Annotated in this window: 14 protein-coding genes; 12 read left to right on the forward strand and 2 right to left on the reverse strand. The window is 59.8% G+C overall.

Going from position 1 to position 21,362, the window contains the following annotated elements:
- The first annotated feature begins 15 nt into the window (after positions 1–15).
- The gene (locus L6R21_18785; protein MCK6561246.1) at positions 16–2,226 is read left to right on the forward strand and encodes a hypothetical protein; all 2,211 of its coding nucleotides are present in this window, start codon (positions 16–18) and stop codon (positions 2,224–2,226) included.
- A 246-nt stretch (positions 2,227–2,472) separates the two neighbouring features.
- Here L6R21_18785 and L6R21_18790 read toward each other — a convergent pair whose 3' ends face one another.
- Together L6R21_18790 and L6R21_18795 are read right to left on the reverse strand one after the other, a co-directional pair.
- Positions 2,473–2,628, reverse strand: a complete 156-nt coding sequence (locus L6R21_18790; protein MCK6561247.1) for a hypothetical protein — start codon at positions 2,626–2,628, stop codon at positions 2,473–2,475.
- 5 nt (positions 2,629–2,633) lie between these two features.
- A complete protein-coding gene (locus L6R21_18795) occupies positions 2,634–2,903 on the reverse strand; it encodes a hypothetical protein (protein ID MCK6561248.1) in 270 nt (89 codons plus the stop codon).
- Between the two features lie 235 nt (positions 2,904–3,138).
- Between L6R21_18795 and L6R21_18800 the strand changes: the two genes are divergently transcribed.
- The 11 genes from L6R21_18800 (at position 3,139) to L6R21_18850 (ending at position 21,344) form a co-directional block, all read left to right on the forward strand.
- Positions 3,139–4,332, forward strand: a complete 1,194-nt coding sequence (locus L6R21_18800; GenBank protein MCK6561249.1) for a hypothetical protein — start codon at positions 3,139–3,141, stop codon at positions 4,330–4,332.
- A 142-nt stretch (positions 4,333–4,474) separates the two neighbouring features.
- Complete coding sequence (locus L6R21_18805; protein MCK6561250.1) at positions 4,475–4,945, forward strand: hypothetical protein; 471 nt, start codon at positions 4,475–4,477, stop codon at positions 4,943–4,945.
- A gap of 157 nt (positions 4,946–5,102) precedes the next feature.
- Positions 5,103–6,839, forward strand: a complete 1,737-nt coding sequence (gene sulP, locus L6R21_18810; protein ID MCK6561251.1) for a sulfate permease — start codon at positions 5,103–5,105, stop codon at positions 6,837–6,839.
- Between the two features lie 140 nt (positions 6,840–6,979).
- Positions 6,980–9,403: a glycosyl transferase family 36 gene (locus tag L6R21_18815; protein MCK6561252.1), complete on the forward strand. Its 2,424-nt coding sequence runs from the start codon at positions 6,980–6,982 to the stop codon at positions 9,401–9,403.
- A 155-nt stretch (positions 9,404–9,558) separates the two neighbouring features.
- Positions 9,559–11,751, forward strand: a complete 2,193-nt coding sequence (locus L6R21_18820) for a GDSL-type esterase/lipase family protein (protein ID MCK6561253.1) — start codon at positions 9,559–9,561, stop codon at positions 11,749–11,751.
- A 60-nt stretch (positions 11,752–11,811) separates the two neighbouring features.
- Positions 11,812–13,221, forward strand: a complete 1,410-nt coding sequence (locus L6R21_18825; protein MCK6561254.1) for a Tat pathway signal protein — start codon at positions 11,812–11,814, stop codon at positions 13,219–13,221.
- A gap of 76 nt (positions 13,222–13,297) precedes the next feature.
- The gene (locus L6R21_18830) at positions 13,298–13,867 is read left to right on the forward strand and encodes a hypothetical protein (protein MCK6561255.1); all 570 of its coding nucleotides are present in this window, start codon (positions 13,298–13,300) and stop codon (positions 13,865–13,867) included.
- Between the two features lie 114 nt (positions 13,868–13,981).
- Positions 13,982–14,488 carry an RDD family protein gene (locus L6R21_18835; protein ID MCK6561256.1) on the forward strand — a complete coding sequence of 169 codons (507 nt, stop codon included), beginning with the start codon at positions 13,982–13,984 and terminating at the stop codon, positions 14,486–14,488.
- A gap of 9 nt (positions 14,489–14,497) precedes the next feature.
- Positions 14,498–17,668, forward strand: coding sequence for a discoidin domain-containing protein (locus L6R21_18840; GenBank protein MCK6561257.1), 3,171 nt, complete (start codon positions 14,498–14,500; stop codon positions 17,666–17,668).
- 36 nt (positions 17,669–17,704) lie between these two features.
- Positions 17,705–19,933, forward strand: a complete 2,229-nt coding sequence (locus tag L6R21_18845; protein ID MCK6561258.1) for a glycoside hydrolase family 3 C-terminal domain-containing protein — start codon at positions 17,705–17,707, stop codon at positions 19,931–19,933.
- 157 nt (positions 19,934–20,090) lie between these two features.
- Positions 20,091–21,344 carry a sugar ABC transporter substrate-binding protein gene (locus tag L6R21_18850; GenBank protein MCK6561259.1) on the forward strand — a complete coding sequence of 418 codons (1,254 nt, stop codon included), beginning with the start codon at positions 20,091–20,093 and terminating at the stop codon, positions 21,342–21,344.
- The last annotated feature ends 18 nt before the right edge of the window (positions 21,345–21,362 follow it).

The following is a 21,362-nucleotide window of genomic DNA, read 5'->3' on the forward strand; positions in this document are numbered from 1 at the left end:
AACAAGGAACGCGAGATGAATCAGCCGCCCGTCCGCAGCGTCTGCGGTCTTCTCATTCTTCTTGGCTTCGGAACTGCGTTGAGCCAGTCGCGTTACGATCAACACGTCTTCTTTGCCAACAGTCTCACGGCCGAATCCTACTCCTACAGCACCGGCACCTGCATGCCGCCGAGTGAGCTGGCCCTGGTTGATGGCAAGATTCCGGTGGCGGCCGAGCGCTATCACAACCCGCCCAATGCTTTGCGGTTGCAGTGGCGCTCGGCGTTTGGCGGGGAGTGGGAGATGGCGGTGCACTACAGCAAATGGCGCAATCAGGAAATCCTGTTCCGCGGGGACACGCTTTCATTCTGGTGCTTCACCCCGGAGGAAATCCCCGCAGAAGAATTGCCGCTGATTTACTTGCAGGACGTGCAGGGCATGGGCACCCCGCCGGTGGCGTGGGGCAAGCTCGCCGGCGGTTTGCCGGCACAGCAATGGCGGCAGGTGAAGTTCGCGCTGGCCCGCCTGCTCAACCCGCATGAAGTTGTCGCCTCCACGAAGGAGGAAAACCTCAGCAGGATCAAAACCATTTGCTTCGCGCAGGCAGCGCACGACGGCAAGCCGCACACGATCTATCTGGATGAAATCAAAATCTTCGACAGCAATCCTGCCGACAAGGAACCACCGGCCCGGCCGCTGGAACTGACGGCCAGGGCCTACGATCGTCACATCGACTTGCGCTGGCAGCCCAGCCCCGAGCCGGACGTGCTGTCCTACCAAATCTATCGCTCCCTCGACGGTAAAGACTTTCAGCCGGTCGGCATTCAGAAGGTGGATTTCAGCCGCTATGCCGATTTCCTCGGTGCGCCCGAACGAAAAGCCTTCTACCAAGTCAGCGCGATCGATCTGAACGGCAACGAATCGCCGCGGTCGGCTGCCGTCACGGCCACCACCCGCCGGCTTTCGGATGAGGAGTTGCTCACCATGGTGCAGGAGGCCTGCTTTCGTTACTATTGGGAATCCGCGCATCCGGTTTCCGGGCTGGCGCTGGAAAACATTCCCGGTGACAATGAAATGGTGGCGATCGGGGCTTCCGGCTTCGGCATCATGGCGCTGGTGGTGGCGGCGGAGCGCGGCTTTGTCCCACGGTCGCAGGCCGCCGCGCATCTGTTGAAGATCGTCGAATTTCTGCAGCAGACCGACCGTTTTCACGGCGCGTGGCCACACTTCATGTATGGCAGCACCGGCAAAGTCTTGCCGCTGTTCGGCAAGTACGACAACGGCGGCGACCTGGTCGAGACTGCTTTTCTGATGCAAGGGCTGCTGGCGGCGCGGCAGTACTTCAACGGCAAGGATGCGGTGGAACGCAAAATCGTCGCCGGCATCACCGCGCTGTGGGAAACGGTGGAATGGGACTGGTATCGCAAGGAGCCTGACAGCGATTTTCTCTATTGGCATTGGTCGCCGGATCACGCCTGGCACATCAATCATCCGTTGATCGGGTTCAACGAAACCATGATCGTGTATCTGCTGGCTATCGCGTCGCCGACGCATGCCGTGCCGGCGAGCCTGTATCACAGCGGCTGGGCGGGGCAGTCGGAGCGCGCGCGACGTTACCGCGAGGAATGGGGCCGTACCACGCATGGCAATCAGTATGTCAACGGCAACACCTACTATGGTTTCAAATTGGACGTCGGCGTCGGCCGCGGCGGCCCGCTGTTCTTCACGCACTATTCTTTCCTGGGATTCGATCCGCGCGGCAAAAAGGATCACTACACGAACTATTTCAAGAACAACCGCAACCTGGCGCTGATCAATCATGCCTATTGCGTCGAGAATCCGCGCGGCCATCGCGGCTACAGCGCGGTGAGTTGGGGCTTGACCGCGAGCGATGATCCCTGGGGTTATCGCGCGCATGAAGCGGTGCCGCGGCAGGACAACGGCACCCTTACACCCACCGGCGCACTTGCCTCGTTTCCCTACACGCCCGCGGAGTCCATGGCGGCGCTCAAACATTTCTACCATGAATTGGGCGCGCAGCTTTGGGGCATTTACGGTTTTCGCGATGCGTTCAATCCCGGCCAAAACTGGGTGGCGGATATTTTCATGGGCTTGGATCAGGCGCCGATCACCGTGATGATCGAGAACTATCGCAGCGGTTTGTTGTGGCGGCTGTTCATGTCCAATCCCGAGATTGCGCCGGCGCTGCAGGCAGTCGGGTTCGTGCCGGAGGAGTCCGGCGAATGAGCTTCTGGCGGGCCTGCGTGGTTGAATGAGATCATGCCGTGGCAAGCGGAATGTCCAGCGATCGATTGTCTTGGTTTGTGGCAGTGATCACGCAGTATGTCTTTCAGACGAATCTTGTGGAATGCCCGGCATTGCGCCCCAATCTTCACAAGCTCCTGCGAAGATTTGAGCGCGGCGCCGAGTACTTCCCTGGATTCCTTCTGAATGACACCTGCAATGGCTTTGACCAATCAAGGGAACGCAGCCTCAGGCCAGCAGGTCACGCACAACTTCTGCGATGATGAAGGCGAGGTTGGGCTGGTGAAATGAGAGTTCCGGGGCGGGAATACGATGATGCTTGATTTTGCGGGGGAAATTAACGCAGTTTTTGTAGCTCTCGACACTGGCAAGTGGATTTGCCATGGTTCTCAGGCTTGCTGCAAAGACGGCTTTTCACTGCGAGGTAGGTTTTGCAGAGCTTCATGAATCATGCTTTGATAAGCCTGTTCCCGATCCAATTTGATTTCGTACAGGCTGGCCCAATCAATGAAGTCCCAACGTTCTTCCAGTTTCCCCTGTTTGTAAAGCTGGTAGAAATCGGGAGTACGGACCTTGTACTTCTGTTCGTAATTCAGTAGCAGCGGTTCCACCGCCACCAGGTCTTCCATGATGTCGTCAAGTGTGAGTTGAGCGTTCATTTCTTTCTCCATCTTTGCTTTTCTGAGACGATTATAGCGATCTTCCGCTAAAAAGTCAACTCATGAGACCGGGGAGGCGGAGCCGGGACTCTGCAACGATGACCTCGCACTTGCGACACGATAGTCCGCGGTTATACCAGGAACCCTTGCAGCAGGCTGCGGCCTCGCAGGAATTGGCATGACGCAACGCCGATGAAGCTGTATGAGATGGTTGCGTGAAAGGGTTTGATAATCCATGAAGAAGACCTGCTTTGTGGCCATGCCGTTTGGTATGGGTGCGGAGTATGGCGGCAAACGGCGCGAATCAGATTTCATTTTCAATGAAATCATCAAACCGGCAGTCGAAGCCGCCTTTGCAAGGTTCAACCAACAGCGAGAGGCGCAGGGCCGGTATGAGCCGCAAGTGTTGCGTGAGCTGGATGAAGGGTCACCGGGTGACATCACCATCTCCATCATCGAGCACATTGCGAAGTCTTATATCACCATTGTGGATTTGACGGGCCGCAATCCCAATGTCTTTTTTGAGCTGGGCGTGCGCCATGCCCTGCGCCGCAACGGCACAATTCTGATTGTGCAGGACAAGGAACAGTTGCCGTTTGACATCCGGAACTTTCGTATCGTGGAATACGATCCGCTTTTTGATGGGATCAATCGTTCCAGAGTCTCGCTGGAAAAGGCCATCTTGAGGACACTGGAGATTTTGGAGGAGCCTTCGGCGTCGATTACGGACAGTCTGGTGTTTCAGGCGCTTGCCGATCTGCAAGTATCCGGCCCTGGATTTTTTGAAGGCGTCTCGGCGTCCGAAGGTGTGACGTGGGATGAGTACTGGAATCGCGCCATGCAGATCAACAACATCTTGAGCCAATTGCTGGCCGCCGGCTTGTACGAGCCGCATATCATCATGGGCATTTCCAACGGCGGGCTTTTCATTGCCGACACGATTCTGCGGCTGGTCTATGCCAGCCGTATTCCGCTGATCTGCTTGTGGGCCTATCGTTCCATGGAGAATTATTTCGACAATGCCGTGAACAACGCCATCGTCACACGGGAGAATCTCGAGGAGATCATCAGGATTAAACGAAACGACCGCAAAGAACATGAGGCCCGCCTGCTGATTATGGATGATGTCGTCGGCACCCAACGTACCTTTCGGCAGTTGATTTCCTATCTGCAGGGACGATTGGGTGAGTTCTACCACGAACTCGACCTCCGCTTTGTCTTTCTTTTCTGTACGCGTACGGACGTGCAGGAGGATCTGCGGCCCTTTTTGTTGTCCAGTTATCCCAAGAGCCGGGCCTTTTTTCATCGCTACGAACTCAACCCCATCACCCACAAAAGTGCGTTGCCCTACTGGAAGAACATTCATTCTGGTGAAGTCTGGAAAAAGCTGCATGCCGACGAGAACATCAATCCTGCTGAGTCGCTGTGAATAGACACAAGGGTGTTTCAAATGCGGCCGGTGAGTGTTCTGCGCGCGGCCTTCGCTGGAGGCGAGAGCCGGTGCAGGCTCGTGGCCTGCTTGACTCGAGGTGGCAAACAGACAAGCACTCCACAAACTCCGAGGAAATCCCATGACCATCATTCCGCCCAAGCGCCGCAAGCACAGTTTTACGCAATCGCTGATCGCGCCGCCGGCTGCCGTGTTTCCTTTGCTGTGTCCGGTGCGCGAGGTCGATTGGCAACGAGACTGGGAGCCGCGGCTCGTGATCTCGCAATCCGGCTATGCCGAGACGGACTGTCTGTTCATCGCGCCGGCAGAGCTGCACGAGGCGGTTTGGGTGATCACCCACTACGATCCGAAGGCTTTTGAGGTGGTGATGTACAAAATCACGCCCGGTCACACCGTGGGCAAGCTGGAGATCGCCCTGGCCGACAATGGCGCGGGCGGCACCACCGCAGAGGTTTCCTACGAGTACACTGCGTTGACGCCGGCGGGCGAGACCTTTCTGCAGCAATTCACCGCGGAACGCTACGCGGGTTTTATGAAAGATTGGGAGAAGGAAATGAATCACTACCTCAAGACGGGCAGCACGCTTGCATGAGGTGAGTGAGATCAAACGGGGCGGGAGCGAGGCGCGCTTTTTGAATTGCCGGCATGTTGCTCTGCCACAGGCAGGCGCAGTTTTCTCCTCACGCAAATGATGTGGCCAGCATGGCCGCGAGCAACCAGAAGGATAGCGATCCCAAAGGACCATTTTGATGCACAGGATTCTTGAACCCAAACTCATTGCCATTTTTCGTGAAGGCTATACCAAGAAGCAATTCTCAGCGGACGTGGTTGCCGGCGTCATCGTCGGCATTGTGGCTTTGCCACTGGCGATTGCCTTCGCCATCGCCTCCGGCGTAAAACCGGAGCAGGGCCTCTACACCGCGGTGGTGGCGGGCTTCATCATTGCCGCCTTGGGCGGCAGCCGCGCGCAGGTCAGCGGCCCCACCGGCGCGTTCGTTGTGATCGTTTATGGCATCGTGCACGAGCATGGCTACGCAGGCTTGGCGGTTGCCACCATGCTCGCCGGCCTCTTTCTGATCATCATGGGCGCGATGCGGATGGGCGTGCTGCTCAAGTTCATTCCGTATCCCGTGACGGTCGGTTTCACCAGCGGCATCGCGTTGATCATTTTCTCCTCGCAGACCCGCGATTTCCTAGGCTTGCAGATCGCCAGCGTGCCGGCTGATTTCGTCGAGAAGTGGGCCGCCTACTTCGCCAACCTGCACACGTTCAGCCCGCACGCGCTCGGCGTGGGCCTGCTGGCGCTGGCGCTCATCGTCTTGTGGCCGCGGGTGACGCATCGCATTCCCGGTTCGTTTGTCGCCCTGCTCGTGATGACGGCCATCGTTCATCTTTTTGACGTGCCGGTGGAGACCATCGGCAGCCGGTTCGGCGAGGTGCCCAACAATCTGCCGGCCCCGCGCATGCCGGACATTAGTTGGAAGATGATTACCGAGGTGTTTTCACCGGCGGTCACCATTGCGCTGCTGGCCGCGATCGAATCCCTGCTGTCCGCGGTGGTGGCCGACGGCATGCTGGGCACGCGCCACCGCTCGAACATGGAATTGATTGCACAGGGCGTCGGCAATTTTCTTTCGCCGGTCTTCGGCGGCATTCCCGCGACCGGCGCGATCGCGCGCACGGCGACGAACATCAAGAACGGCGGCCGCACGCCGGTGGCGGGCCTGGTGCACGCGCTGGTCTTGCTGCTCATCATGCTGTTCTTCGCGCAGTATGCCGCGCTGATTCCCATGCCCGTGCTGGCAGCGATTCTGATCTACGTCGCCTACAACATGAGCGAATGGCACATGTTCGTCAAGCTCATGCGCAGCCCGCGCAGCGATGTCGTCGTCCTGTTCGCCACGTTTCTGCTGACGGTTTTAATCGATTTGACGGTCGCCATTCAAGTGGGCGTCGTGCTGGCGGCCTTTCTGTTCCTGAATCGCATGGCGAACGTCACGCAAGCCAATCTCATCACCAAGGAGCTGCAAAACGATGTTGACGAATTGGAAGACGACCCGAATGCGATTTCGCGCCGGCAGGTGCCGCCGGGCGTCGAGGTGTTTGAGATTCACGGCCCCTTGTTCTTTGGCGCCATCGATCAATTCAAAGACACCATTCGCCTGCTGGAAAAGTCTCCCCGCGTGCTCATTCTGCGCATCCGCAATGTTCTGGCCGTTGATGCGACTGCGTTGCGCGCCCTGGAAGTGGAGGTCGAGAATGCCAGGAAGCACGGCAATGTGATCATTCTTTCGGGTGTGCACGCGCAGCCCTTGCATGCCATGCGGCAAGCGGGACTGCTGGAAAAACTCGGCGAGGAAAACGTTTGCGCCAATATTGATGATGCACTGAATCGCGCGCGCGGCATACTCGGCTTGCCGCCCGTGCCGCGGCCCGGGCCTTTTGTCGCGACGGTGGCGCGGGAGAAACATCTGGAGCCAGAGTGAGCAAGGCCGGCTTGTTCGTCGGGTTTTGGCTCAAACCAAAAGGGGTGAGGCGCAAACTTGCGCACCGGCGGGCGCGAATTGACCAAAACAGCCTGGCGGCAAGTCCGGCTTCACCGATTGATGAGAAGAGGAAGGAACCCTTGAAAAGTTTCAAAACCAAGTACGGCCATTTTTCCAAAGATGGCAAAGAATACGTGATCACCACCCCGCGCACGCCGCGGCCGTGGATCAATGTGATCAGTAACGGCGACTACGGCCTCACCATTTCACAAACCGGCAGCGGCTACAGTTGGCGCACGCACGCCCAGCTCAATCGCCTGACGCGCTGGGAGCAGGATCTCATCAAAGACGAATGGGGCAAGTACCTTTATCTCCGCGATGAAAAAGGCAACGTGTGGTCCGCCGGCTGGAAACCGGTTTGCCACGAGCCGGAGCGCTACCTCTGCCGTCACGGCCTGGGCTACAGTGTGATTGAATCGTTGAATTTCGGCATTGCCTCCACGTTACTGGTGTTCGTGCCGAACGAGGAACCGCTGGAGCTGTGGCAACTCACGCTGCGCAACACCTCGCGCCGGCCCAGGCAGCTCAACGTGTTTTCATTCTTTGAATGGTGCTTGGGCCAGGCACCGGATTGGCACCGCGAGTTTCACAAGTCCTTCATTGAAACCGCCTATGATGCCTCGACCAACGCCATCTTTGCCACCAAGCGGCTGTGGGAAATTCCCACCGCGCGCGGCCACTGGAATGCCGACTGGGGTTATGTCGCGTTCCATGCCGCCAGCGTGAAGCCCGTCGCCTTTGACACGGACAAGGAGACCTTTCTCGGCCGCTACGGCCAGCAGCGCCTGCCCGAGGCGGTGCAGACCGGCAAGCTCAAAAAGCGGAGCGGCAACTGGCTCGATCCGATTGCCAGCCTGCAACTCAAGCTCACGTTGCAGCCGGGCGAGCAAAAGACCGTGTGCTTCACGCTCGGCGCCACGCCGACCGTGGAGGCCGCCGTCGATCTGATCGACAAGTATCGCGCACCCGGCCAGGTCGCCTCCGCGCTGACGGCAGTGCAGGAACGCTGGCACACGCTGCTGAACACGGTGGCCTGCGACACGCCGGACGCGGCGATGAATCTCATGCTCAACACCTGGTTGAAGTATCAAGCCATCTCCGGACGCTTGTGGGGCCGCACGGCTTACTACCAAACCGGCGGCGCTTTCGGCTTTCGCGATCAACTGCAGGACAGCCACATTTTCCTGCCGATCGCCGCGGCGCGCACCGCCCGGCAGATTCTGCTGCATGCGCGACATCAATTCCAAGACGGCACGGTGTATCATTGGTGGCATCCCATTTCCGAGATTGGCTTGCACAACCAAATCTCCGACAACCTGCTGTGGTTGCCGTTCGTGGTCAACAGCTATTTGCAGGAAACCGGTGATTTCGCGCTGCTGCAGACTCCCGAACCGTTTGTCGACGATCCCCAGCCGGTGTCGCTCTTCGAGCATTGCGTGCGCGCCATCGACAAGGCGCTCGCGCGTTCGAGCGAGCGCGGGCTGCCGTTGATCGGCGCCGGCGATTGGAATGACGGCTTGAGCGCGGTCGGCCTGGAGGGCAAAGGCGAATCAGTCTGGCTGGGGCATTTTCTGCATCTCATTCTCCGGGATTTTGCGGCAATTGCGGAACGCGTTGGAGAGACGCAGCGGGCGCAGAGCTATCGCGAACGCGCGCAGCGTTTGCGCGCAGTCCTGAATGCGCAGGCCTGGGACGGCGAGTGGTACTATCGCGCCACCAAAGACAACGGTGAGAAGATCGGCAGCCGCGAAAATACGCAGGGCCGCATTTATCTCAATGCGCAAACCTGGGCGGTGATCGCCGGCGTCGCCGATCGCGGCCGCGCCGAACAAGTCATGAACATGGTCGAGCAGCACCTGGAATACAAGGCCGGGCCGCTGTTGCTTTATCCCGGTTATGACGCGCCGGACCAGTTCATCGGTTATCTTTCACGCTACGCTGCCGGCATGCGCGAGAACGGCGGCGTGTACACCCATGCCGCCACCTGGGCGGTGATTGCCGAAGCTCTGCTCGGCCGCGGCGAGCACGCCTTTCGCATGTTCGCGAAGCTCAACCCGATCAACCGCGGCAGTCAGCCGGAGGAATACTTTGCCGAGCCGTTTGTCACGCCCGGCAACATTGAAGGGCCTGATTCCAAATTCTACGGCCGCGGCGGCTGGACTTGGTACACCGGCTCCGCAGCCTGGCTCTTCAAAGTTGGTTGGGAATGGATTCTCGGCGTGCGGCCGACGCTCGACGGACTGCTGCTCGACCCCTGCATTCCCGCCGGCTGGCAAAGCTTCACAGTTGTGCGCCAGTACCGTGATGCCGTTTATGATATCGAAGTGCGCAACCCCGAGCGGTTGAACGGCGGCGTCAAGCAAGTATTGATCGACAGCGAAAGCTATCCCGGCGGTAGAACTGCCACCGGCGTGTTGTTGCCCGTGTTTGCGCCTGGAACGACGCACAAAATCATCGTCACCCTCGGGGCACACGCGGAGGCGGGATTAGTCACATCAGAGTGAGATCGTATTTCTGACGGCAAAGAATGCATCCAGTGGATAGAAACAACCCGCAAGCAAACGAGCTGTCTCATCTGCCGGTTGGTTTCTATTCTTTGGCGATTTTCCTTAAATCGCTGTTGGTTCGCGCTGGCTTCTTACTTCGAGTGATCGCCCTCATGAGAAAATTCTCTGTGCTGCTCTGCGGCTGGTTGCTGCTCGCGCCGTTGCTGGCGGCCGGCCAAACGAATCCTTCGCCGCGGCACATTGTCGTGCTCGGCTCTTCCACCGCCGAAGGTGTCGGTCCGAAGGACCGAAACAATGCCTGGGTAAATCGTTATCGGGCCTATTTGCAGACGCTGAATACGAGCCACCAGGTTTCGAATCTTGCCCGGGGCGGGTATACCACTTATCACATCCTGCCGGATGGTTTGACGCCGCCGGCGGGCCGGCCGGCGCCCGATCGTGAGCGTAACATCACCAAGGCCTTGTCCCTCAAGCCCGATGGTATCATCATCAATTTGCCGAGCAATGACGCCACCAGCGGTTACAGTGTGACCGAGCAACTGGCGAACTATGACGCCGTGCTGGCGCGCGCCAAAAGTCAGGGCGTGCCGGTGTGGATCACCACCACGCAGCCGCGCAATCTCAGCGCCTCGCAGCGGCAGAATCTCATGACGATGCGCGATTCCACCCTGGCCCGGTACGGCCGCCGCGCCCTCGATTTTTGGAACGTGATTGCCACTGCCGACGGCACCATCAACTCGCTTTATGACAGCGGCGACGGCATCCACTTGAATGATGCGGCGCACCAGATTTTGTTTGACCGCGTGGTGGCGGCGCGCGTGCATCAACTGGCCCTGAGCGACAGTGCCTTCCTCGAGATGGTGCAGCGCGCCTCGTTCGAATTCTTCTGGCAGGAAGCCAATCCCAGCAACGGCTTGATCAAGGATCGCAGCGCCACCGGCGCGGCCTGCAGCATTGCCTCGGTCGGCTTCGGACTGACGGCCATTGCCATTGCGATTGACCACGGCTGGATTACGCGGGCCGCGGGCCGCGAGCGCGTGCTGGCGGCGCTCAAGACGTTTTGGGAGAAGCCGCAGGGCCGTGAAGCCCAGGGCAAGATCGGCTACAAGGGCTTCTTCTATCACTTCCTCGATATGAACACCGCGCTGCGCGCGTGGAATTCCGAGCTGTCTTCGATCGATACCGCGCTGCTGCTCGCCGGCATTCTTGACATGAAGCAGTATTTCACCACCGCTGATCCGGCTGAAACACAAATCCGCAGCCTGGCGGATTCGATCTACCACCGCGTCGATTGGAATTGGATGCGCAACTTCCAGCCCAATGTCCTGGGCGGCTGGTTTCCTGAAACCGGGTTCATCAACTGGTGGTGGGGCGGCTACAATGAAGCCATGATCATGAACATTCTCGGCCTGGGCTCGCCGACGCATCCGCTGCCCACCACAATCTGGCCGGCGTGGACCAGTGGCTACAAGTGGCAGACACACTATGGCTATACTTATGTGAATTTCCCGCCGCTGTTTGGCCATCAATACTCGCATTGTTGGATCGATTTCCGCAACATTCAGGATGCCTACATGCGCGGCAGGGGCATTACTTATTTCGAAAATTCACGGCGGGCCACCCTGGCGGCGCGCGCCTACGCCATCGCCAATCCCGGCAACTGGCGCGGTTACGGCGAGAATGTTTGGGGCTTGACCGCCTGCGACGGCCCCAACGGATATCGCGCGCGCGGCGCGCCGCCGGCCGAAAATGATGACGGCACCATCGCGCCTACTGCCGCCGGTGGTTCCATGCCCTTTGCGCCGGAAGTCTGCCTGCCGGCACTGCGCTACATGTACGAGACCTATGGCGCGAGCCTGTGGACGCGCTACGGTTTTCGCGACGCCTTCAATCTCACCCAGAACTGGTGGGGCCCGGACGTGATCGGCATCGACGAAGGCCCGATTGTGTTGATGATCGAGAATTACCGCAACGGCAGCGTCTGGCAGCGCTTCATGCAAAACGCCGATGTGCAACGCGGTTTGCAGCGCGCCGGCTTCCTGCCGGTGACCGCCGTGGAAGGAAAAAACCACGGCGCGCCCGCCCGCTTCGAGCTTGCGCAAAACTTTCCCAATCCCTTCAACCCCTCGACGCTGATTCGATTCTCCCTGCCGCAACCCAGCCGGGTGCAGTTGAGAGTTTTCGATCTTGCCGGCCGGGTGGTGGCCACGTTGGTGCAGGGCACATTGGCAGGCGGGCCTCATGAGTTCGTGTTCGACGGGAGAAATTTGGCGAGCGGGGTTTATTGGTACGCCCTGGAGGCAGGAGAATTCAAACAAATGCGCAAGGCGGTTTTGGTAAAATAGTCCCCGGCGGAGTGAGCGTTCCGCCTTGACTGGAGCCCCTAACCTGGCAGCAATTCAAACATGATGAAGAAATCACTGACGCCGCTCGGCATGATCTTGCTCGCTGTTGTTGTCACCGCCACGATCGGGTGTGAAACGCCTGCGCCGAGAAAGTTGCCTGCTGTCGGTGCCGCCTGGGATCCCTTCCTGGACACGCTGCAGGTGCAGACGTTGCAGTTCTTCCTCGAAACCACCGAGGTGCAAACCGGCCTGTGTTGGGATCGCTGGCCCTCGCCCAGTCCGGCCAGCATCGCGGCCATTGGCTTTGGTTTGACTTGCTACCCCATTGCCGCCGAGCGCCAGCTCATCTCGCGCGCCGAAGCCGCGCAACGCACCAACAACACCCTGCGCTTCTTGATTCAACTTCCCCAAAACGACCGGCCGGACAGCACCAGCGGCTACCAAGGCTTCTTCTACCATTTTTTGAAAGTGCCCAGCGGCTTGCGCGAGTGGAACTGTGAGTTGTCAACCATCGACACAGCCTTACTGCTGGCCGGCGCCCTGTTTTGCCAATCGTACTTTGATCAACCCGATCCCGTTGAAGAGTCCATTCGCAGTCTCGCGGATTCGCTTTATCTGCGCGTTGACTGGAACTGGTTCATGGCGGACACCACCGGCCTGAAGACTGCCTGGCATCCAGAGCACGGCTTCGGGCCTCATATCTGGGATGGTTACGATGAAGCGATGATTCTCTACATTCTCGCCCTGGGTTCGCCCACGCATGCGCTGCCGGAGAGTGTTTGGCAAACTTGGACGAAGCCCTACGTGTGGGCGGAGTACTATGGCCTGGAGTTCGTCAGCTTCGGCCCGCTGTTCGGCCATCAGTACTCGCATTGCTGGATCGACTTTCGCGGCCTCCAAGACGAGTACATGCGCGCCAAGGGCATCGACTATTTCGAAAACTCGCGGCGCGCGACCTACACGCAGCAGGCTTACGCCCAAGAGAATCCGCAACGCTACCGCGATTACGCCGAGAACATTTGGGGCTTCACCGCGTGTGACGGTCCGCAAGACACGACCTTCGTGGTAGAAGGCCGCCGTCGCGAATTCTGGTCGTATCGTGCGCGCGGCGTTTCATTCGATTGGGTTGAAGATGACGGCACCATCGCGCCCACTGCCGCCGGCGGCTCGGTCGCTTTCGCGCCGGAGATTTGCATTCCCGCCTTGAAAACGATGCGGACAAAATATGCCGCTGCCTTGTGGACGGACTACGGCTTTCGCGATTCTTGCAATCCTTCCTATATCACGCCGAAAACACCCAACGGCTGGTTCGACAAGGATCATCTCGGCATTGATCAGGGCCCGATCGCGATCATGATCGAGAATCTGCGCAATGAATTCGTGTGGAAGGTCATGCAGAAGAACAAGTACATCGTGACCGGTTTGCAGCGCGCCGGCTTTGCCGGCGGCTGGCTGCCGCAGGCCAAGTAATTCGGGCTGGCGACCAACTCCCGCATGCCGCAAGGCAGCGGCCCATTCTTCACTCACATCAACCGGAGGAGATGTTATGACCGAAGTAACCGAACTAACCGCGCTCTGGCTTCCCATCCTGCTGTCAGCCGTGCTCATCTTCGTCGTGAGTTCCATCATCCACATGGCGTTGCCGTGGCACAAGAATGATTACCGCAAGGTACCGAACGAGGCCAAGGTGATGGAGACGCTGCGTCCATTCGCCCTGCCCCCGGGTGATTACATGATGCCACGCGCCACGAGCACAAATGAAATGCGCACCCCCGAGTTTACCGACAAACTGAAGAAAGGCCCGGTAATGGTGTTCACCGTCCTGCCGAGCGGCCAGATGGCGATGGGAGCGAGTCTCGTGCAGTGGTTTGTCTACTCCCTCATCGTCAGCTTGCTGGCGGCCTATGTCGCAGGGCGCGCGCTGCCTGCCGGCACGGATTACCTGCAGGTCTTCCGTTTCGTCGGCACCACTGCCTTCATCGGCTACGCCGTGGCGCTCTGGCAGATGTCGATTTGGTACAGGCGCTCCTGGGCCACAACGTTCAAGGCAACAGTGGACGGATTGCTCTACGCGCTGTTGACGGCCGGCGTGTTTGGCTGGTTGTGGCCGCACTAAGCCCACGGCCGAACAACCACCGCGCCTCAACGACGCGTTGCGAACAGCCGCGGCTTCACCTCGGGCCGTTTTTCGCCGCAGCAATGAACTGACGGTCAAATCCAGCGGACAACCATGCCGACCTTCGCGCCCTCGCACACCGCCCGGCTTGCTCACCTCAAAGGAATGCCCCTGGCTTCCTTCACTGCCCGGGCCGCGGCTTTTGTGATTGATTTTCTCCTCGCATTTCTGCTGTTTCTCGCGGTGCTGATTTACGGCAGCAAGCTGCTGATCCTGCTTGGCCTGTTTCATCCGCAGTCGGACATCAATCTCAAGTTCGATCTGCAGCACTGGTACAGCATTTTCTTTGTGGTTTTGTACTTTGGCCTGTGCACCTACTGGGGGCACGGCCAAACGCCGGGCAAATGGCTGCTGCGCATCCGGGTCGTCTCGCTGACGCATGCGCACCTTTCGCTGTGGCATGCCCTCGAGCGCGCCCTGGGCTATGGCGCTTCGGCGCTCGAACTGGGCTTTGGGTTTCTGCAGTATTTCATTCACCCCAACAAGCAGACGGTGCACGACCGCATTGCGGAAACCATCGTGGTCAGCGAGGCGCGGCAGCAACGCAATGTGAAAAGGTGAGACAAGCATATGAAGCGGCAGATTGGCGTACTCATGCTCGCGGTTCTGATGATGGGGGAACACAGCCAGGCCCAGCCCCGGCTCCTGGATGATTTCGAAAATCTGGCGGGCTGGCAAGTGATCGTTTCCGACGGCGTCGCCGGCAAGATCGCCAGCGTGCCGGGCCACACCGGCAAGGCCCTGGCGTTGGAATTCGAGTTTCAGGCCGGGTCCGGCTATGCCATTGCGCAGAAGCGCATGCCGCTCACCCTGCCGGAGAATTACAAATTCAGCTTCTATTTGCGCGGCGAAACGCCGGTCAACAATTTCGAATTCAAGCTGCTCGATTCATTGGACAACGTCTATTGGATCAAGCAGCTCAATCTCGACTATCCGCGCGAGTGGAAAAAGCGCACGATCAAAAAACGTCACATTACTTTTGCGTGGGGGCCTGCCGGCGGCGGCCTGCCGAAGCGAATCGACCGCGTCGAGTTCGTGATTTCAGCCGGCGCCGGTGGCAAGGGCCGGATTTGTGTCGATGATTTCAAATTCGAGCCGATTGATGACGCCGCCCAACCCGCCGGCCCGCCGCTCGTGCGTGCCTCCTCCTCCATCTCTACCAGTCCGCCGCAGATTTCTGCCGACGGCAACCTCATCCACGATTGGATCAGCGCGGGCGTACGCGAGCACGAGCAGCTCACGGTCGATTTTCAAAAAGTGCGGGAAATCGGCGGCCTGGTGATCTACTGGGATTCCTCCAAGTTCGCCACGGCCTACGACGTCGAATTGTCCGATGACGGGAAAGAATGGACCACGGCCTATGCCGTGCGCAACGGCACGGGAAAGAAGGACCATCTCTATCTGCCCGAAGCCGAGGCCAGGTTCTTGCGGCTGCAACTCAAGAAGAGTAATGAAGGCCGCGGCTATGGCCTGCTCCGGCTGGAGGTCAAAGGCGCGGAATTCTCCGCCTCGCCGAACGCCTTTTTCACGGCGATTGCCACGGCGCCGGATATGCGGCGCGGCTATTTCCCCAGAATCTTTCTGCAGGAACAAACTTACTGGACCGTCGTCGGCGCCAGCGGTGATACCAAAGAAGCGCTGCTCAGTGAAACCGGCAGCCTCGAGGTTGATAAGGCCGGCTTCTCGCTCGAACCGTTTTTGTATGTCGATGGCCGCCTGCACACATGGAACGAGATGACGCGCAGCCAGACGCTCGAGCAGAATTATTTGCCCATTCCCTCGGTGCACTGGGAGGGGGAGAAGCTGCAGCTCACGATCACGGCCTTGGCTGCCGGCGAGGCGGGCGCTGCGCTGCTGGTGGCACGCTATCAACTCCACAACAAAAGCAGCGCAGCAGTGCCGGGCAAACTGTTCATTGCGCTGCGGCCGTTTCAAGTGCTGCCGCCCTGGCAGGAGTTGAATCTCGTCGGCGGCGTCGCGCGCCTCGACAGTCTGCGCTATGCCGGCGGCATCGTTCACGTCCAGCCGCGCAAGCGGGTGTTTCCGCTGCCGCCGCCCACCGGTTTTGGCGCTGCCGAGTTCGACCAGGGCGACATCACCGAGTATTTGCAGAACGGAGTTTTGCCGGCAAGCTCGGCGATCGGGGATCACACCGGTTTTGCCTCCGGCGCGCTGCAATATGATTTCACTCTCGCGCCGGGCGAGGTGAAAGAGGTCGCCCTGGTGGTGCCGTTCCATGAGGGCGTGGCTTCTGAAGATTGGAAAATCGAGGAGCTGCTGCAGCAGACCAGAGAATTCTGGCAAGCCAAGCTCGATAACCTCACGATTAGATTGCCGGGCGCGGTGCAGGAGCTCGTCAACACGTTCAAATCGCAAATCGCCTACATTCTGATCAATCGCGACGGCCCCGCGATTCAACCCGGCTCGCGCACTTATGAGCGCGCCTGGATTCGCGACGGCTCGCTCACTTCGACGGCGCTGCTGCAAACCGGCCATGCCGCCGAAGTGCGGGAATATCTCGATTGGTATGCGCCGCATCAATATCCCTCCGGCAAAGTGCCGTGCGTGGTCGACAGCCGCGGCGCCGATCCCGTGCCCGAGCACGACAGCCACGGCCAATTGATCTACGCGGTGATGGAATACTATCGCTTCACGCACGATCGCGAGTGGCTGCGCGGCAAATTTCCGCACGTGATCAAGGCGGTGCGTTACATTCAGGAACTGCGCCGCGAGCGCATGACCGAGCCTTATCGCACCGGCACCCCGGAACAGCGCGCCTGTTTCGGACTGGTGCCGGAATCGATCAGTCACGAAGGCTATTCCGCCAAACCCATGCATTCCTATTGGGATGATTTCTTCGTGCTGCGCGGCTTGAAGGACGCAGCCGCCATGGCTACGGTGCTCGGGGAACAGGAACTGGCGCGGGAATTTGCCGCCGAGCGTGACGATTTCCGCACATGTCTCTACAATTCGATGCGGCTGGCCATGGCGAACAAGAACATCGACTATATTCCCGGCTGCGTCGAGCTGGGCGATTTCGACGCCACCTCGACGACAGTCGGCGTGTCGCCGGTGAACGAGCTGGGCAACATTCCCGAGCCGCAATTGCGCCAGACGTTCGACAAATATTTCCAGTTCTTCGAACAGCGGCGCCGCAACGAAATCGATTGGAGCAATTACACGCCCTACGAGCACCGGCTGACCGGCACGTTCATTCACTTGTATGAGCGCGAGCGGGCGCACGCCCTGCTCGATTTTTTCATGGCCGACCGCCGGCCGCCGGGCTGGAATCATTGGGCGGAAGTCGTGTGGCGCGATCCGGACACGCCCAAAATGATCGGCGACATGCCGCACACCTGGGTCGGCTCGGATTTCATGCGTTCGCTGCGCAGCCTGTTTGTTTTCGAGCGCGAGCAGGATGAAGCGCTGGTGATTGGCGAGGGCATTCGCGAGGAATGGGTGCGCGATCCCGCCGGTGTGGCGGTGGAAAACTTGCCGACGCACTACGGCCCGCTGAATTGCCGGATGCAGATGCAGGACGGCCGGGTGATCGTCGATTTGACCGGCGATCTGCGCCTGCCGCCGGGCAAGCTGGTGGTGCGCTCGCCGCTGGCGGCCGAGCTCAAAGGTGTGCAGGTCAACGGCAAGAAGCTCGAGTCCTTCACTTCCAAGCGGATCTTCCTGCACACCTTTCCGGCGCGGTTGATATTGCGTTATGCCAAAGGCAAGTCTGGTTCATAGTCTTCGTTTCTCAACCGTTATGCATAGGGATCGTTCATGTCGAATTCAATCCGGTTCCGCTGGTTGATTGCAGCCCTCGTGCTCGTCCTGAGTTTCAGCGGCCGGGCTTGGGCGCAGCAGATTGTACCGCCCGCCGCCGATGGCCGAATCGAATCGTTGTTGGCGACCATGACCCTCGAGGAAAAGCTCGGACAACTGAATCAACTCTCCGGCCCGTGGCGCAACGAGCTGACCGCCGAACAGAAGGCGATGATCAAGAAAGGTGAACTCGGCTCGTTGTTGAATGTCGTCGGCGCGGAGGCGACGCGCCGGGCGCAGGAGATCGCCACGAAAGAATCGCGGCTGCGTATTCCGCTCATCTTCGGTTTGGATGTCATTCACGGCTTTCGCACCACTTTTCCGATTCCGCTCGCGGAAGCCAGCACCTGGGACGTGGCGGCGGTCGAGCGCGCTGCCCGCCTCAGCGCGCTCGAAGCCACGGCCGCCGGCATTCATTGGACTTTCGCGCCCATGGTTGACATCGCGCGTGACCCGCGCTGGGGCCGCATCGCCGAAGGTTCCGGCGAAGATCCTCATCTCGGCGCGGCCATGGCAGTGGCGCGTGTACGCGGCTTTCAGGGTCCGGACTTGAAAGCGCCGGACGCGCTGCTGGCCTGCGCCAAGCATTTTGCCGCTTATGGCGGCGCCGAAGGCGGGCGCGATTACAACACGGTCGACCTGTCCGAGCGCACGCTGCGCGAAGTCTATCTGCGGCCGTTTCAAGCCGCGGTGGCTGCCGGCGCCGGCACGCTGATGTCTTCCTTCAATGAAATTGGCGGCGTGCCCAGCACGGCCAATCACTGGCTGCTCACCCAAGTCCTGCGCCAGGAATGGAACTTCAACGGCTTTGTCGTGAGTGATTGGAATTCGATCGGCGAGTTGCAGCCGCACGGTGTCGCCGCCAATCGCGCTGCGGCGGGTGCACTGGCCCTGCAGGCCGGGGTGGACATGGACATGGAAAGCCGCATCTACTTGCAGGACCTGGCGCCGCTGGTGCGGCAAAAGCAAATCCCGGAAGAACTCGTCAATCAAGCCGTTCGCCGCGTGCTACAGGCCAAGCAGAGGCTGGGATTGTTCGACGATCCTTTCCGCCGCACCGACAAAGAGCGTGAGCAAGCCACGCTGCTGCATCCCCAGCACCTTGCGTTTGCCCGCGAGCTCGCGCAACAAGCCATCGTGCTGCTGAAAAATGAAAAGAATCTCCTGCCGTTGCGCAAGGAGGTGGGCACGCTGGCGGTGTTGGGACCGCTGGCCGACAATCGCTCCGCTCCGCTGGGGCCCTGGCATTGCGACGGCAAACCGGAAGACGTGGTCACGGTTTTGCAGGGGATCAAAGCCTCTGTTGCGCCGGGCACCAAAGTGCTGCATGCGCGCGGCTGCCCGGTGGACAGCAACGACACCACCGGCTTTGCCGAAGCCCGCCGCCTGGCGCTGCAAGCCGAGGCCGTGATTCTCGTGGTCGGTGAAAATGAACACATGAGCGGTGAGGCTGCCAGCCGCGCGTATCTGGGACTGCCGGGCGTGCAGGAGGACTTTGTGCGGACGATTCACGCCACCGGCAAGCCGGTAATCGTCGTGTTGATGAACGGCCGGCCGTTGGCATTGCCGTGGATCGCGGAACATGTTCCCGCGCTGGTGGAATCTTGGTTCCTCGGCATTCAACACGGCCATGCCGTAGCGGATGTGCTGTTCGGCGCGGTCAATCCCAGCGGCAAACTGCCGGTCACGTTTCCGCGCAGCGAGGGACAGATCGCGCTGTACTACAATTTCAAACAAACCGGACGGCCGGCCGCGCAGGACAAATTCACTTCGAAGTATCTCGACCTCGCCGGCACGCCGCTCTTCCCCTTCGGCTTCGGTTTGAGCTATACCACTTTCAGCTACAGCAACCTGCGCTTGAGCGCGGGCAGGATCCGCATGCAGGATTCCCTGCGCGTGTCGGTCGAGGTCAAGAACACCGGCAGCCGCAGCGGCGCAGAGATCGTGCAGCTCTACGTGCGCGACGAGTTCGGCAGCGTGACCCGGCCGGTGAAAGAGCTCAAAGATTTCCGCCGCCTCGCGCTGGCCGCCGGCGAGAGCAAGACCGTGGAATTCGTGTTGCATCCCGCGCAACTGGCTTTCTACAAGCTCGACATGAAATGGGCGCCGGAGCCGGGAACGTTCAAGGTCTTCGCCGGCAAGAACTCCGTCGAAGTATTGGAGGCGCGTTTTGAGTTGGTGGAATAAGACAGGCTCGGCAGCGCGACAAGAGCCGCGGCGTGCGGCCGCGCGAGTTTGCCCGGGTAATTTTGCCAAGTGGCGGAATGCAACGCCGAAGCCGCGCCCAGCGCCCGGATGCTGCTCAGCGCGCGCGCGAGACACAAGCCGGCGGAAGAGTGCAGTCGTGCTGTTTTGCATTCTCGCGTTCGTTGCCTGCCAATCCGGCCGCGAAGAGCGAACCGTCATCAAGTTCTGGGCCATGGGCGCGGAAGGCGAGTACGTGCAAAGGCTCATGCCGGAATTCCACCGCCGCCACCCCGAGATCGAAGTCAAGATTCAAGGCATCCCGTGGACGGCCGCGCATGAGAAACTGCTCACCGCCTATGCCGGCAATTCCTTGCCCGACATGTGCCAGCTCGGCAACACTTGGATTCCCGAGTTCGCGCTGCTCGAGGCGCTGGAGAATCTGAGCGCCTGGATCGACAGCTCGACGGCCGTCAAGCCGGAGCATTACTTCCCCGGCATCTGGGACACTAACGTGCTGGAGGGCGCGGCTTTCGGCATTCCCTGGTATGTCGATACGCGCTTGTTGTTCTATCGCAAAGACATTCTGCAGCGGGCCGGCTATGCCCACGCGCCGCGCACCTGGCAGGAATGGCTCGAGGTCTCACGCCGCATCAAACAACTCCCGGGCGCGGAAAACAACTACGCCATCCTGCTGCCGACCAATGAATGGGCGCCGTTCGTCATCACCGGACTGCAAGCCGGCTCGAGCTTGCTGCGCGACGGCAATCGCTATGGTGATTTCAGCGGCGCAGCCTTCACCCGCGCCTTCGAATTTCTCATGCAGTTCTATCGCGACAAGCTGGCGCCGGTGGGCATCACGCAGGTTACCAACATCTATCAGGGCATGGCCGAGGGCTTTTTCGCGATGTACCTCACCGGGCCGTGGAACATCGGTGAGTTTCGCAAGCGCATGCCCGCGGACTTGCAGGATGACTGGATGACGGCGCCGCTGCCCGGCCCGGATGAACACACGCCCGGTGTGTCGCTCGCCGGCGGTTCGAGTCTGGTGATGTTCAAAAGCTCACGGCACAAGCCGCACGTCTGGAAGCTGATTGCCTATCTCTCCGAAGCGAGGCAACAGCTCGAATTCTACAAGATCACCGGCGATTTGCCCGCGGTGCGTGCGGCCTGGCAGGACACTTCGTTTACCAACAATCTCTACGTGCAAGCGTTCTATCGCCAGCTCGAATACGTAGTGCCCACGCCGAAAATTCCCGAGTGGGAGCAGATTGCGATGAAGGTGCAGCAATACGCTGAAATGGCTTCCTTGCAGCGCCGGCCGGTGGCGGAGGTGTTGGCGGCGCTCGACCGGGAAATCGATTTGATTCTGGAAAAACGACGGTGGCTGCTGGAGTTGAAATCCCATGACTGATGCCCGCCGGCCGCGCAC

It is taken from the genome of bacterium (assembly GCA_023150945.1).
Classification (GTDB): domain Bacteria; phylum Zhuqueibacterota; class Zhuqueibacteria; order Zhuqueibacterales; family Zhuqueibacteraceae; genus Coneutiohabitans.